Source organism: Nocardia cyriacigeorgica, from assembly GCF_010858045.1.
Lineage (GTDB): Bacteria > Actinomycetota > Actinomycetes > Mycobacteriales > Mycobacteriaceae > Nocardia > Nocardia cyriacigeorgica_E.
On sequence record NZ_JAAGVC010000023.1, the window covers coordinates 46185 to 60371 of the forward strand.

General features: G+C 67.7%; 11 protein-coding genes and 1 pseudogene. 8 read left to right on the forward strand and 4 right to left on the reverse strand.

Annotation, left to right across the window (positions count from 1 at the left end; all coding sequences use genetic code 11):
• Window positions 1-22: 22 nt before the first annotated feature.
• A complete protein-coding gene (locus tag GV790_RS19125) occupies window positions 23-1615 on the forward strand; it encodes a succinic semialdehyde dehydrogenase (RefSeq protein WP_163814697.1) in 1593 nt (530 codons plus the stop codon).
• Window positions 1616-1773: 158 nt separating this feature from the next.
• On the opposite strand, the gene GV790_RS19130 is transcribed toward GV790_RS19125, so the two are convergent.
• Window positions 1774-3060: an NADH:flavin oxidoreductase/NADH oxidase family protein gene (locus tag GV790_RS19130; protein WP_163814698.1), complete on the reverse strand. Its 1287-nt coding sequence runs from the start codon at window positions 3058-3060 to the stop codon at window positions 1774-1776.
• Window positions 3061-3164: 104 nt separating this feature from the next.
• On the opposite strand from GV790_RS19130, the gene GV790_RS19135 reads away from it, so the two are divergent.
• Window positions 3165-3761, forward strand: a complete 597-nt coding sequence (locus GV790_RS19135) for a TetR/AcrR family transcriptional regulator (RefSeq protein ID WP_163814730.1) — start codon at window positions 3165-3167, stop codon at window positions 3759-3761.
• 19 nt (window positions 3762-3780) lie between these two features.
• On the opposite strand, the gene GV790_RS19140 is transcribed toward GV790_RS19135, so the two are convergent.
• On the reverse strand, window positions 3781-4392 hold the full coding sequence (locus GV790_RS19140) for a TetR/AcrR family transcriptional regulator (RefSeq protein WP_163814699.1): 612 nt from the start codon (window positions 4390-4392) through the stop codon (window positions 3781-3783).
• An 84-nt stretch (window positions 4393-4476) separates the two neighbouring features.
• Here GV790_RS19140 and GV790_RS19145 point away from each other — a divergent pair.
• The 6 genes and pseudogenes from GV790_RS19145 (at window position 4477) to GV790_RS19170 (ending at window position 11739) form a co-directional block, all read left to right on the forward strand.
• A pseudogene (locus GV790_RS19145) lies at window positions 4477-5230 on the forward strand (SDR family oxidoreductase).
• 43 nt (window positions 5231-5273) lie between these two features.
• A complete protein-coding gene (locus GV790_RS19150; RefSeq protein ID WP_163814700.1) occupies window positions 5274-6533 on the forward strand; it encodes an acyl-CoA dehydrogenase family protein in 1260 nt (419 codons plus the stop codon).
• Window positions 6530-7678, forward strand: a complete 1149-nt coding sequence (locus GV790_RS19155; protein WP_163814701.1) for a phosphotransferase family protein — start codon at window positions 6530-6532, stop codon at window positions 7676-7678. Before GV790_RS19150 ends, GV790_RS19155 begins: the two co-directional genes overlap by 4 nt.
• Before the next feature lie 202 nt (window positions 7679-7880).
• Window positions 7881-8597 (forward strand): type 1 glutamine amidotransferase domain-containing protein, encoded by a 717-nt coding sequence (locus GV790_RS19160; protein ID WP_163814702.1) that lies wholly within the window; start codon window positions 7881-7883, stop codon window positions 8595-8597.
• 376 nt (window positions 8598-8973) lie between these two features.
• Window positions 8974-10161: a lipase family protein gene (locus GV790_RS19165; RefSeq protein ID WP_256673393.1), complete on the forward strand. Its 1188-nt coding sequence runs from the start codon at window positions 8974-8976 to the stop codon at window positions 10159-10161.
• Between the two features lie 273 nt (window positions 10162-10434).
• The gene (locus GV790_RS19170) at window positions 10435-11739 is read left to right on the forward strand and encodes a DUF1254 domain-containing protein (RefSeq protein WP_163814703.1); all 1305 of its coding nucleotides are present in this window, start codon (window positions 10435-10437) and stop codon (window positions 11737-11739) included.
• Between the two features lie 11 nt (window positions 11740-11750).
• On the opposite strand, the gene GV790_RS19175 is transcribed toward GV790_RS19170, so the two are convergent.
• Entirely contained in the window at window positions 11751-12818 is a 1068-nt protein-coding gene (locus GV790_RS19175) for a hemolysin family protein (RefSeq protein WP_163814704.1), read from the reverse strand.
• Window positions 12808-14187, reverse strand: a complete 1380-nt coding sequence (locus tag GV790_RS19180; RefSeq protein ID WP_163814705.1) for a hemolysin family protein — start codon at window positions 14185-14187, stop codon at window positions 12808-12810. The genes GV790_RS19175 and GV790_RS19180 overlap by 11 nt, the downstream gene beginning before the upstream one ends.

Here is a 14187-nt window from a genome sequence, read left to right on the forward strand (position 1 = left end):
CGAAACCCTCACGGAGCCCGTCATGCACACCGACCACATAATCCGGCCCACTCCCGGCTCCGATCTGCCGGCCTCGGTGAGTCCGGGCATGCTCGACCGTCTCGCCGGCCGCGTCTCGGCTGCCGCGGATGCCGAACGTGTCACCACCACCGTGCCGTACACCGGTCACCCACTCGTCGACCTGCCCGTCTCCACGCCCGCGGACGTGGAGCTGGCATTCGCCCGCGCCCGCGGCGCCCAGGCTGCGTGGGCCGAGCGGCCCATGCGCGAACGCAAGCAGATCCTGCTCCGCTTCCACGACCTCGTCCTGGACCGCCAGCACGAGGTACTGGATCTGATGCAGGCCGAGAGCGGCAAGACCCGCCGCGACGCGTTCCTGGAAGTCAGCGATATCGCGATCACGGCGAGGTATTACGGCCGAAATGGCGCGAAATTCCTTGCCCCCAAGCGGCGCCGCGGTGCGATCCCGCTGTTGACCCACACTACCGAGCTGCGTCATCCCAAGGGCGTCGTCGCCGTCATCTCGCCGTGGAATTATCCGCTGAGCATGGCGGCAGGCGATGCCATTCCGGCGCTCATGGCCGGCAATGCGGTGGTGCAGAAACCCGATACGCAAACCGCGCTCACCGCGTTGTGGGCCCTGGATCTGATGTATGAGGCGGGCCTGCCCGCCGGCGTGTGGCAGATGGTGGTGGGCCGGGGCAGTGCCATCGGCGGTGCGCTGATGGACAATGCCGATTACATGATGTTCACCGGCTCCACCGCCAGTGGACGCAAGATCGCCCGCGATGCGGGGGAGCGGCTGATCGGCTCATCACTGGAACTCGGCGGCAAGAACGCCATGCTCGTGCTGGACGACGCCGATATCGGCCGCGCCGCTGACGGCGCGATCAACGCCTGCTTCCCGTCGACCGGGCAGCTCTGCGTCTCCATCGAGCGCATGTACGTCGCCGAATCCATTCGTGACGAGTTCGTCGACGAATTCGTCTCCCGCACCAAGAGATTGCGGTTCGGTGCCGCCTACGACTACAGCGTCGATGTCGGGTGCCTGACCAATCGGGCTCAGTTGGAGACCGTCACCGCGCATGTCGAGGACGCTGTTTCCAAAGGGGCAACCGTGCTCGCAGGCGGCAGGGCCAGGCCGGATCTGGGCCCGCTGTTCTACGAGCCGACCATCCTCACCGATGTGACCCCGGATATGACGCTCTACGACCACGAAACCTTCGGTCCGGTCGTGTCCATCTACTCCTTCGACGATGTCGACGACGCCATCGCGCGGGCAAATGCCACGCCTTACGGTCTCAATGCCAGCGTATGGACCCGAAACGGTGCGAAGGGCCGAGCCGTGGCGGCGCGGCTGCATGCGGGGACGGTCAATGTGAACGATGCCTACGCGGCGGCGTGGGGGAGTATCGACTCCCCGATGGGTGGCATGGGCGATTCCGGCCTCGGCCGCCGCCACGGCGCCGACGGCATCCTGAAATACACCGAACCGCAGACGGTCGCGCATCAGCGGCTCCAGGGATTCAACGCTCCGGCCGGTGTTCCGCATCGGGCCTGGGCGGCAACCCTGACAATGGCGCTGCGGATGCTGAAAGCGGTCGGTGTCCGCTGAGTAGCCCCGTTCGAGACCTGTCGCGTTGAAACTGCCGGCCACAGGATTTCACTGTGGCCGGCAGTTCTTGCGTCAAGCACCGGCCCGGGGCACTCTGCCATCGGTGCGGACACGACGTGGGGCCCGGATCAAATTGATCCGGGCCCCACTGATCGAACTCACCGCGCGGTGGCGTCCACCTTCCGAGCCCGGCCCCGATCCTTCGCCGCGAGCCAGCGCGAATACCGGCGCAGGGCGCCTTTTTGCACAAACTGATCGGCGACGAGTGCGAACGCCGGCGCGACACCGAGCGCGGGATTCTTCCCGGCCGCCATCCGGCGCATCTGGTAGCGGACCATCGACATCTCGGTGAGGGAGGCCAGCGATTTATCCGGCCACGTCACCGGTTTCATCGTCCCGGCCGCCCCCAGGTCCTCCCGCCAGCGGTTGGGCAGATCGGGAGTCACCGCCAACGCAGTGGCCATGCCGATCACTTCGACATTGTTGGCGAGCACCTGCTCGGCGGTCTCCCGGCGCGAGATCCCGCCGGTCAGCATCAGCGGTAGCGCGCTGGTCTTGGCCAGATCCGCGGCGAGCTCGAGGAAGTAGGCCTCGCGGGCCGCGGTGCGGCCGTCGGCGGGGCGGCCGCTCATGGCGGGGCTTTCGTAGCTGCCGCCGGACACCTCGACCAGATCGACGCCGAGGGTGGCGAGCATCTCGATGACCTTGTGGGCGTCCTCGGCGTCGAAGCCGCCGCGCTGGAAATCGGCGGAGTTCAGTTTCACCGCGATCGCGAAATCCGGTGACACCACGGCGCGGATGGCGCCGACGATGTCGAGCAGCAGGCGCGCACGATTCTCCAGCGAGCCACCCCAGCGGTCGGTGCGGTTGTTCACCAGCGGCGACAGGAACTGGGAGAGCAGATACCCGTGCGCGGCATGCACTTCCACCCCGTCGAATCCGGCTTCCTCGGCGCGCCGGGCAGTGGTGACGAAACGGGTGACGGTGGCGTCGATCTGTTCGGCGGTCATTGCCACGGGCCGACCGAAACGCTTGGAGTGGCGGCCCACATCCACCGCGATGTCCGACGGCCCCCACACGACGCCGGGCATCTTCGCCTGCACCTGGCGTCCGGGATGGCTGATCTGCATCCACATCGCGGCACCGGCGGCCTTTCCGGCCTCGGCCCATTCGATGAACGGGGTCAGCGGCGAGTCGGCGTCGAGGACGATGCCACCCGGGCCGGTGAGCGCCTCGGCGTGCACCATGACATTGCCGGTGATCAGCAGGCCGGCACCGCCGGCGCCCCACCGTCGATACAGGCTGACCAGCCGCCGGTCCGGCAGCTGTCCCTGGCCTGCCATGCCCTCTTCCATCGCCGCTTTCGCGATCCTGTTGCGCAATACCTGGCCGGATCGCAGCCGCAGCGGCGAATACAACCCGCCCGGCGTCGAATCACTCGACATGGGAATCTCCGTCCGAATCGGAAGCGTATGCGGTAGCGGCCGCATGTATACGTTGCTAACATTAGGGACGTAAGTAAGCGCCGTCAACTTTCAGGATGGATCTCATGCCGCCGTCGACCACGTCGTATCACCATGGCGATCTGCCCGGTGCGCTGGTGCGCGCGGCCGTCGAGTTGCTCGAAGAGGGCGAGGTGGCCGAGTTGTCGCTGCGCGCGGTGGCTCGGCGGGCCGGCGTTTCGACCGCCGCGCCGTACCGGCATTTCGCCGACCGTGAGGCACTGCTGTCCGCTGTGGCCGCGGTCGGTTATCGCGAACTGGCGGCGGATCTGGCCGCGGCGCACCCGGCCCCGGTCGGTGTCGAGCATCTGCCGGCCGTGGCGCTCGCCTACGTCCGGTTCGCGCTGGATCGTCCCGGCCTGTTCCGGGTGATGTTCGCCGAACCGTGCGATCCGGCGGACCCGATCCGGGTGGCGGCGGTCGAGGCTGTCAAAGCCTACGTCGATGCCATTGTGCGACAGGTCTTCCCGCATGCGGATCCGGTGGCGATGTCGGCTGCGCTGTGGGCGCTGGTGCACGGCCTGGCATTCCTCCACCTGGACGGCAAACTCGACGCGGCCTCGCCCGAGGGGGTGGCCCAGCGGGTCCGGTCGGCGGTGTTAGCCGCTCTCACCGCAGAGGAAGCGCTGACGGCGCAGCGTTGAGCGCGTGCGGACGTGGCAGCTACAGCTGGTCGACCAGGCGCAACGTGGCGGCGAGCTGATCGAGTAATGCCTCGACGACCTGCTCGGTGGTGACCTCGCACCGGGTGCTCTCGATGGCGATCTCCTCGCCCATCGCCAGCCAGCCGCGCACCGCCAGGGTCTGCCAACTGGTGGGGTCGGCGATGCCCGCGGCGTTCATGACGCGTTCGGTGAGTTCGGAGCGCACGTCACGGAAGGCGCCGACCACCCGTTCGTCACCGCCGGCACCGCCGCGCACCAGCGAGACATAGTTGCGGGTCCGGCGCCGGATGAACGCCACATAACCGGTGGTAATGGCCCGCAGTCGATCCCGGCTGCTGCCTTCGCCTGGGTCGCGCGCCTGATCGAGCATCCGGCGCGCCGCGGCGACGACGACCGCGACGTAATAGTCGGTCTTGGTGTCGAAATAGTGGAACAGCAGTCCGCGCGAAATCCCGGCCTGTTCGGCGACCCGATCGATGGACAGCTCATGAATCGGGGTGTCGACGAGCAGGCGCAGCCCGATCCCTACCAGCTCGGCGCGCCGGTCCTTAGCGCTCTTCCTGCGGCTGCCGGCCGCCGCGTCGGCTGTTCGTGCGGTTGCCTCCGTCATGAGCTCACCATAGCCCTTGTTGAGCGTTGCTCAGTAATGTAGGTTTTGAGCAATGCTCAACAAGGACGTGCGAGGAGTTCGTTGATGAAGCGGTCGAAGATCTTGATCACCGGCGCCAGTTCCGGATTGGGGATGGGCCTCGCGCGCGAATTCGCCGCCCGCGGCGCGACCCTGGCGTTGTGTGCTCGCCGCACCGATCGCCTCGAGGCCCTGGCCACGGAGCTGACCTCGGCACACCCCGGATGCCGGGTGTTCGTGCGGGCCCTGGATGTGAACGACCATGCCGCGGTGAACGAAGTGTTCGACGCCTTCGCCGCCGATTTGGGTGGAGTGGACCGAGTGATCGTCAACGCCGGCATCGGCAAGGGCAAAGCGCTGGGGACGGGTGGATTCGAGGACAACCTCGCCACCCTGGAGACGAATCTCGTCGCCGGATTGGCGCAGATCGAGGCGGCGATGTCGATCTTCCGCGCCCAGCAGCACGGGCATCTGGTGGTGATGTCCTCGGTCAGCGCGTTTCGCGGGATGCGCCGCGCGATGACGACCTACGCGGCCAGTAAGGCGGGCCTGGCGATGTTGGCCGAGGGCCTGCGCGCCGAGTTGTCGGGGCGCAGCCCGATCACGGTGAGCATGATCTACCCCGGCTACATTCGCACCGAACTCAACGAGCAGGTGGGCGAGCGCGCCGTTCATGGTCGATGCCGAAACCGGCTGCCGGGCGTTGGCGAAGGCGATCGAGAAGGAACCCGACACCGCGGTCGTGCCGGCCTGGCCGTGGGCGCCGATCAGCGTGGCGATGCGCGTTCTCCCGCTCTCGCTGGTACGCAGACTGAGCTGACCGTCCCGCCCGCCCAACATCTACCGAACCCTGAGGAACCACGATGCTGCTCTCACCGTCACCGCGCGGGGCCGAATTGGCCACGCGGGTCAAGGAATTCATCGACACCGAGATCACCCCGGTCGAAGCGGCCTACCACGCCGAGCTGGCCGAGGCCCGCGCCGCCGGCACCGCGTGGGAACCGCTGCCACGAATGAAGCAGCTGCAAGAGAAGGCGCGCGCGGCCGGATTGTGGAACCTTTTCCTGCCCGCCGGACACGGCGACGGCTACGCGCAGCGCTTCGGCACCGACGGTGGAGCGGGCCTGACCAACATCGACTACGCGCCCATCGCCGAACTCACCGGCCGGTCGCTGATCGCACCGTATGTGTTCAACTGCAACGCACCCGACACCGGTAACGCCGAGGTGCTGTTGCGCTACGGCAGCCCCGAACAACAGCGGCAGTGGCTGGAACCGTTGCTGGAAGCGAAGATCCGCAGTGCCTTCCTGATGACCGAGCCGGGCGTGGCGTCCTCGGACGCCACGAATATGGCGGCGACCGCCATCGTCGACGGCGACGAGATGGTGCTCAACGGCACCAAATGGTGGTCCACCGGAATCGGCCACGCCGACTGCGAACTGCTCATCTTCATGGGCCTCACCGATCCGGACGCGCACCGGCACCGGCGCCATTCGATGGTGATCGTGCCGCGCAGCGCACCGGGCGTGGAGGTCGTCCGCATGCTTCCCACCATGGGCTGGTACGACGAACCGCACGGCCACGGCGAGATCCGGCTCACCGATGTCCGGGTGCCGCTGTCGAACGTCATCGCGGGCCCCGGCCGGGCGTTCGAGATCGCGCAGGGCAGGCTCGGTCCCGGGCGGATCCACCACTGCATGCGGCTGATCGGTCTCGCCGAGCAGGCGCTCGAGCTGGCCTGCCGGCGCGCCCTGTCACGCACCGCGTTCGGTAAACCGCTGGCCAACCTCGGCGGTAACCGGGAACGCATCGCCGACGCGCGGATCGCCATCAACCAGGCCCGCCTACTGGTGCTACACGCGGCTTGGCTGCTGGACACCGGCGATCTCGCCGCCTACGGCGCCGTCAGCGAGATCAAGGTGGCCGTGCCCACCATGGCGCAGCAGGTCATCGATATGGCCATGCAGTTGCACGGCGGCGCCGCACTCTCCGAGGATCTGCCATTGGCGGCGGCGTGGTTGCAGGCGCGGGCGATCAGGTTCGCCGACGGCCCCGACGAGGTGCACCGCGGCGTGGTCGCCCGCCTCGAACTCGGTAAATACCAGCGAAAGGCGGACGCGTGACGCGCGCCGGCGAACTCGACCCCGCTCGCACGGTGCGCGAGGAGGACTCCTTCGACGTCGAGGCCGTCGCGCACTGGCTGCGCGAGCACGCCGCGGATCCGGCCGGCCTGGACGGTGTGCCCGAGGTGCGGCAGTTCACCGGCGGCGTCTCCAACCTCACCTATCTGCTGCGCTACCCCGGGCGTGAGCTGATCCTGCGGCGTCCACCCGCGGGGAGCAAAGCCAAGAGCGCCCACGATATGCACCGCGAATACCACGTGCAGCAGCTGCTCGCGCCCGCCTACGACTATGTCCCGGACATGGTCGCCTACTGCGACGATCCCGCGGTGATCGGTTCCGACTTCTACGTCATGCAGCGGCTGACCGGCCGCATCCTGCGCCGCGATCTGCCCGAGGACCTCGCGCTCACGCCCGCGCAGGCGCACGAGCTCAGCCGCGTCTTCGTCGACCGGCTCATCGACCTGCACCAGGTCGATATCGCGGCCACCGGCCTGGACGAATACAGCCGCGGGCCCGGCTACGTCGAACGCCAAGTCGGGGGCTGGTCCAAGCGTTATCGCGCGGCGCGCACCACGAATGTCGGTTCGTTCGAGAAGGTCATGTCCTGGCTGGCGGACAATCAGCCCGCCGACCGCGGCCTGTGCTTCATCCACAACGACTACCGCCTCGACAATCTGGTACTCGACCCCGAGAACCCGCTGCGGGTGGTGGGGGTGCTCGATTGGGAGATGGCCACCGTCGGCGATCCGCTGATGGATCTCGGCTCCGCGCTGGCCTACTGGCTGGAGGCGGGCGACAATCGGATCTTCCGCAGGTTTCGCCGCCAGCCGAGCGATGTCGCGGGCATGATGACCCGCGCGGAGATCGTCGAGTACTACGCCGCGCGGACCGGTCAGACGATCACGCCCGAACAGTGGCGGTTCTATGAGGTGTTCGGCCTGTTCCGGCTCGCGGTCATCGCCCAGCAGGTGTACTACCGCTATTTCCACGGCCAGACCACCAATCCCGCCTTCGGGCAGTTGCGAGCGGCGGTCCTCGTGCTCGAGTGGCGATGCACCGAGCTGATCATGGGCGGCCCGTTCGCCCGGCTGCGCGCCCTGCCGGGACCGCTGGCGCGGTTGGCCGGGTTCGGCGCGGGAAGGTAACGGACCGCGGCCCGCACGAGTGGCGCGGCACCGATCACTTTTCTTGACGACGAGCAGCCCGGCCGCTAATGTAAGCACTAGAAACATTGACGGTCGGGATCGTTTTCTCTCCCCGGCTCCCGGCCCGGTCTTATCGTGGACGCAGCGAAGGTTGCGCAGGCCGAATCCGATATCCATACCACTGACGAGCAGGGGTACAGAAATGACGAAGGTGCTGTTCGTAATTTCGGCCGCCGACCGCTGGACGTTGAACGACGGCGAAGTGCATCCCTCGGGCTTCTGGGCCGAGGAAGTGGCGGTTCCGCATCGGATCTTCGCCGAAGCCGGATGGGACATCACCGTCGCCACCCCGGGCGGCAAGGCGCCGACGCTGGATCGGCTCAGCCTCGGCATCGCGGGCGGGATGCCGTGGAAACGGCGCGAGGTCGAACGGTATCTGGACAGCATCGAGAGCGTGCTCGACACGCCGATCCCGCTCGATTCCGTCGACGCCGACGACTACGACCTGGTGTTCTACCCGGGAGGCCACGGCCCGATGGAGGACCTGGCCTACGACGAGACCTCGGGCGCGCTGCTCGCGCACCGGCTGGCATCCGGCAAGAAGCTCGCCCTGCTGTGCCACGCGCCCGCGGCTGTCCTCGCCGCGACCGGGCCCGACGGGCAGTCACCCTTCGCGGGTTATCGGATGACCGGATTATCCAATCGTGAGGAATTGCTCAACCGGTTCGCCAAGAAAGCGCCGTGGCTGCTCGAGGACAAGCTGAAGGAAGCCGGCGTCGAATACTCCAAGGGCCGGATTCCGTTGCGGCCGTATGTGGTTGTCGACCGGAATCTGTATACCGGGCAGAATCCGCAATCGTCGGAAGAACTGGCCCGCCGGTTGGTCGAGGAAATCGGTGCGGGACAGTCCTCGAATTAGTTCGTGCACTGACTGTTCCGCTGCGCTTCGCGCGCACCTCCGGCACGAGCACGCAGGCGGATCCGGCGGCCCGTGAGTCTGCCGCACACGCGCAGCAACCCGGCGGCGGCAAGGTAACCGGCCGATGACGGTGGCGGCCATCACAGCGGCCGCCGCCCACCTTGTTGCCCTCCCGCGTCATCGCGACGCCGGGTTGTGATCGGCGACAGGAAACGCTTTCCGTTGTGAGCGGAGACGGTTTCAGCCGTTATGTTCTGTGCGGCCTACAGGACCGCTTGCGGTCGCGGCCTCCCCCCATCCACTCGGCCGGGTGCGATGCGACACGAAAGATGTTGCGGCGCACCACCGGCCATGCGGTGCTGCCCGAAGGAAAGTCTTGTCCAGATCTGTCTTCCGACTACTGACCCTGGTGCTGAGCATTGTCTGCCTCGGCTTGCTCTGCGCCCCGGCCGGTTCCGAACCGAGGTACCCCGATCCCGACCCGGATCCGTTCTACGCCCCGCCCGCCGATCTCGCCGCACGCCATCCGGGGGACGTGGTGCGCATCCGCAAGATCGACACCGGACCCTATCTGGGGACCGAAGGATGGCAGGTGGCGTTCCGGTCCACCGATTCCACCGGCGACCCGATCATGGGGATGACCACGGTGCTGATGCCGATCGGAGTGCCGAACCCGCCGCTGGTGTCGTATCAGGCGTTGATCAATTCGCTCGGTACGCGGTGTAATCCGTCCCGGTCGCTGTTCAACGGCGAGTTGCAGGACGCGGTCGGGTCCATGTTGCCGATCTGGCGGGGTTGGGCCATCTCACTGCCGGACTACCTCGGGCCCAACGTGGCCTACGGTGCGGCGCGGTTGAGCGGCATGGTCACCCTCGACAGCGTCCGCGCCGTTCAGCGGGTCGCCGAGCTCGGCCTGCACGATGCGCCGGTCGCGATCGCCGGCTACTCCGGCGGCGGCATGGCGACGGCCTGGGCCGCCGCCCTGCAACCGAGCTACGCACCCGAACTGGAGCTCACCGCGGCGGTGGCCGGCGGAATCCCGGCCGATCTGGAACAGATGGCCCTCGGTCTCGGCTTCGGCCCGCATCCAGGGTTCGGCCTCGCCTTCGCCGCGGCCATGGGGCTGGAACGGGAATACCCTGAGCGCCTGCCGATTTCCGAGCAGCTCAACGACCACGGACGCTGGTTCCGCGAGTTCACCCATAACGCGTGCCGTCGCTTCCTGCTCTTCCACGGGGTCTTCCGCAGCGCCGAGGAGATGGCGGCGTCCAAGAGCCTGATGGACAGCCCCGAGGCGCGCGCGGTGCTCCACGAGAACAGCCTCACCCATTTCGACGGCGTACCAAGCGCACCGACCTACCTGTGGCACGGCCGCTACGACACGCTGACCCCGTATAACGCCATCTCCACCGTCGCGGACCGGTACTGCCGTGCGGGGGCGCCGGTCGAGCTGGTCACCTACGACATCGCCGAGCACATGACCGCCGCCGTCGCCGGATTCGCCGATGCCTGGAACTTCGTCGAAGCCCGCTTCCGCGGCGACCCCTTGCCGAGCGGGTGCTGATCGATGCGGGACCGTGCGGGTCGGCGGTCCCGCATCAACTTCACCCCGATCGGGTGAGGAGGGGCGGCCGGGCCGGCGAATACCGTCGGTGACGGCGTCGAACCACACCGGTTCCGATCGACGGTCGATATCCACACCGGTATCGAGCGGCGGAACCGGTCAGCGTCCGGTCAGCGTGGACCGGCCGCGATGCCGGCACACGCGATCGACGCCGGCACACCATCGACACGATCGACGCACACCCGTGTCGACGTCGATTGCGATGGAGGGATCATGAGCATCTTGGCCGCCGATCTGCGCACACTGAGTCGCGAAGCCTACATCTATCTGTATCCGCTGGTAACCACCGACGAAACCCGCCGACAGCAGATCAACGGGGCGGCCGGGTCCAAGCCCAGCTTCGGCCCGCCGAACCAGTTCCACCACATCCGGGGATTCCCGGACGCGGCGTTCCGGACGGTCGTGCGGCCCAACTTCGACACCCTGTACTCCTGTGCCTGGATCGACCTCGACCAAGGCCCGGTACAGGTGCACGCACCCGACAGCGGTGATCGCTTCTACATGCTGCCGATGCTCGATGCGTGGACCGATGTGTTCGCCAGCCCGGGCAAGCGCACCACCGGCACAGGACCGCAGGACTATCTGCTGGTCGGGCCCGGATACCGCGGGGACCTACCGCCGGACATCCCGGTCATCCACGCACCGACGCCCCATGTGTGGATCATCGCCCGCCCGCAGACCAACGGGCCCGGCGATTACGCGGCGGTCAACGCCTTCCAGGACGGTCTCCGGATCATCGATATCGGCGAGCGTGCTCCGTTCGAGCCCGACCCCACCGTCGACAGCAGTGTGGAACCGCTGCACGTGGTCGAATCGTTGTCGGCGGCGGATTTCTTCCGACGCGCCTGCGCCGCGCTCGCCGTCGATCCGCCGCACCTCACCGACTTCTCGCAACTGGCCAGGATCGAACCGCTCGGAATAGTCCCGGGCCGCCAGTTCGATGTCGCGCGGTTCGGCGCGGCCGAGCTCGAAGAGATCGAGGCGGGTGTGGCCGACGCGCGGATGGCGATCACCAACGCGCCCCGAACGGTCGTGCCGCCGGTCGACGGCTGGGTGACCCTCGGCACCGGTGTGTACGGCAACGACTACCTCACTCGCGCGGCCATCGCCAAGGCCGGACTCGGCGCCAACCCGCCAGAAGATGCCATCTACCCGTTGCTGCTCACCGATGCCGAGGGGAAGCCGCCCATGGGCGATTCCGACTACGTCATCCATTTCGACGCGGACCGGCTGCCGCCCGTCGACGCCTTCTGGTCGATCACGATGTACGACGCCGAAGGATTCCAAACACCGAACGAGCTGAATCGCTTCGCCATCGGCGATCGCGACGAGCTGCGCTACAACCCCGATGGCTCCCTCGATATCCACATCTCGCATACCAACCCGGGGCCGGACCGCGAATCGAACTGGCTTCCCGCTCCCATCGGGCCGCTCGGCATCACCCTGCGCCTGTACGCACCGCACACCGCCGCACTCGACCGCACCTGGACGCCACCGCCGGTGCACAAGGTCGGGTGAGCAGGGCGCCGCTATTCGATCACACGGTGGGTGCCGTCGCGCACGGTGCCGACGAACTCCTCCACCAGATCCTCGAGCGCCACGATGCCGACCGTGTTGCCGCGGTTGTCGACCACGCGGCCGAGGTGGCTGCTGGTCCGGCGTAACCGGGCCAGCGCCTCGTAGAGCGGGGTTCCGGCCAGCACCGTCGGCAGTGGGCGGATGTCGGTGCGCGGGATCGGGGTGTTCGGGCCGGCGGTCTCGTCGGCGACCAGGTCGAGTACGTCCTTGACGTGCAGATAGCCGACCAGTGAGCCGTCGTCGGCGGAGACCGGGTACCGGGAGAACCCGGTTTCGGCGACCGCGGATTCGATATCGCCGAGGGTGGTGCCGTCGCCGTGCAACGGCACCGTCCTGGTGGTGTCCAGCCCCACCATGACGTCGCCGACGACACGCTCGGAGGTACCGAGTGCCTGGGTGAGCCTGCGGTGTTCTTCCTCGTCGAGTAGGCCCTCCGAGCGGGACTCGCCGATCATCTCGGCCAGCTCCACACTGGAGACGGTCGCGTCGAGTTCGTCCTTCGGCTCGATCCGCAGCATCCGCAGCGACAGGTTCGCCGCCAGGTTGTAGACCGCGATCAGCGGACGGGCCAGCCGCAGCCACAGCAGGTGGATCGGCACCAGCAGCAGGGCCGTGCGTTCGGGCCCGGCCAGCGCGATGTTCTTCGGGATCATCTCGCCGAACAGAATGTGCAGCACCACCACGATCGCCAGGGCGATGGTGAACGCCACCGGATGCAGCAGCTGATCGGGTAGCCCGGCCAGATGGAACGGACCTTCCAGCAGGTGCGCGACGGCGGGCTCGCCCACCCGGCCCAGCAGGATCGAACAGATCGTGATGCCCAGCTGGGCCGCCGCCAGCATCATCGACAGGTTCTCACCCGCCCGGATGACGGTGGTGGCGTTGCGTTTGCCTTGTGCGGCAAGGGCTTCCAGCCGGTCGCGGCGCGCCGAGATCAGTGCGAACTCGGCGCCGACGAAAAAGGCGTTACCGGCAAGGAGCACGACGGTCAGCGCGACTCCGAACAGATCACCGCCCATGGTCGGCCTCCTGCCCGTCGAGCACGTCGGCGGTGACCGGGATCAGTCGCACCCGATCCACCCGTCGTCCGTCCATCCGCTCCACCCTGGCCAGCCAGCCGCCCTGACCGTCACCCGGATGACGCTGCTGCGAGCGCGGATCGGGCAGCACCACGGTGTCGCCGGCTTCCGGAATCCGGCCGAGCCGGATGAGCACCAGCCCGCCGAGGGTTTCGTATTCCCCTTCGGGCGCTTCATATCCGGTGGCGCGGGAGACCTCGTCGATGCGCAGCAGACCGGAGCAGTCCCAGCCATCGGAGACGCGGCGCACGTCGCGTTCCTCTTCGTCGTGCTCGTCGCGCACATCGCCGAGGATTTCCTCGATCACGTCCTCCATGGTGACCAGTCCCGCGGTGCCGCCGTATTCGTCCACCACCAGCGCCACCTGCATGCCATCGGCGCGGATGCGTTCGAGTACTTCGTCACCGTCGAGGCTGGCGGGCACGATCGGAACCGGCCGTGCCAGCAGATGCAGCGCCAGTCCGCGCCGGGATTCGGCGGGAACGGTGAAGGCCTGCTTGACGTGCACCACGCCGAGGGTGTTGTCGAGGTCGCCGTCGATCACCGGGAACCGGGAGTAGCCGGTGCGGCCGGCGGCGGCGATGAGATCGGGAATCGTATCGGACTTGTCGAGCGCTTCGATCTTCACCCGCGGCGTCATCAGCTCCTCCGCGCTGCGTTCGCCGAATTCCAGCGAGCGGTCCATCACCTGCGCGGTGCGCTGATCGAGGGCGCCGCGCTGGGCGGAGGTACGCACCAGCGAACCCAGTTCCTGCGGCGACCGGGCCGAGCGCAGTTCTTCCGCCGGCTCCACGCCGAGGCGGCGCACCACCCAGTTGGCGGTGCCGTTGAGGAAATGGATCAACCATTTGAACACCACCGAGAACGCGACCATCGGACCCGCGGTCATCCGGGCAGTGCCCAGCGGGGCGGCGATGGCGATGTTCTTGGGCACCAGCTCGCCGTAGATCATCGACAGCGAGGTGGCCAGGATCAGCGCCAGCGCGAGCGAGACACCGCGCGCGGCACTGTCGGTGAGACCGACGGCCGAGAACGCGGGCGTCAGCAGCCGCGCCAGCACCGGTTCGGCGATATAGCCGGTGATCAGGGTCGTGATGGTGATGCCGAGCTGGGCGCCGGACAGCTGAAACGACAGCGTGTGGTGGGCCTTGCGGACCATGCGGGCCCGGACGTCACCGTCGCGCGCGTGCGCTTCGACGGTGCTGCGTTCGAGGGCGGTGAGGGAGAATTCCGCGGCCACGAACAGCGCTGTCCCCGCGGTCAGTGCGATGAAACCGATCAGGCTGAGCACAGTGAGCACGACGGACAC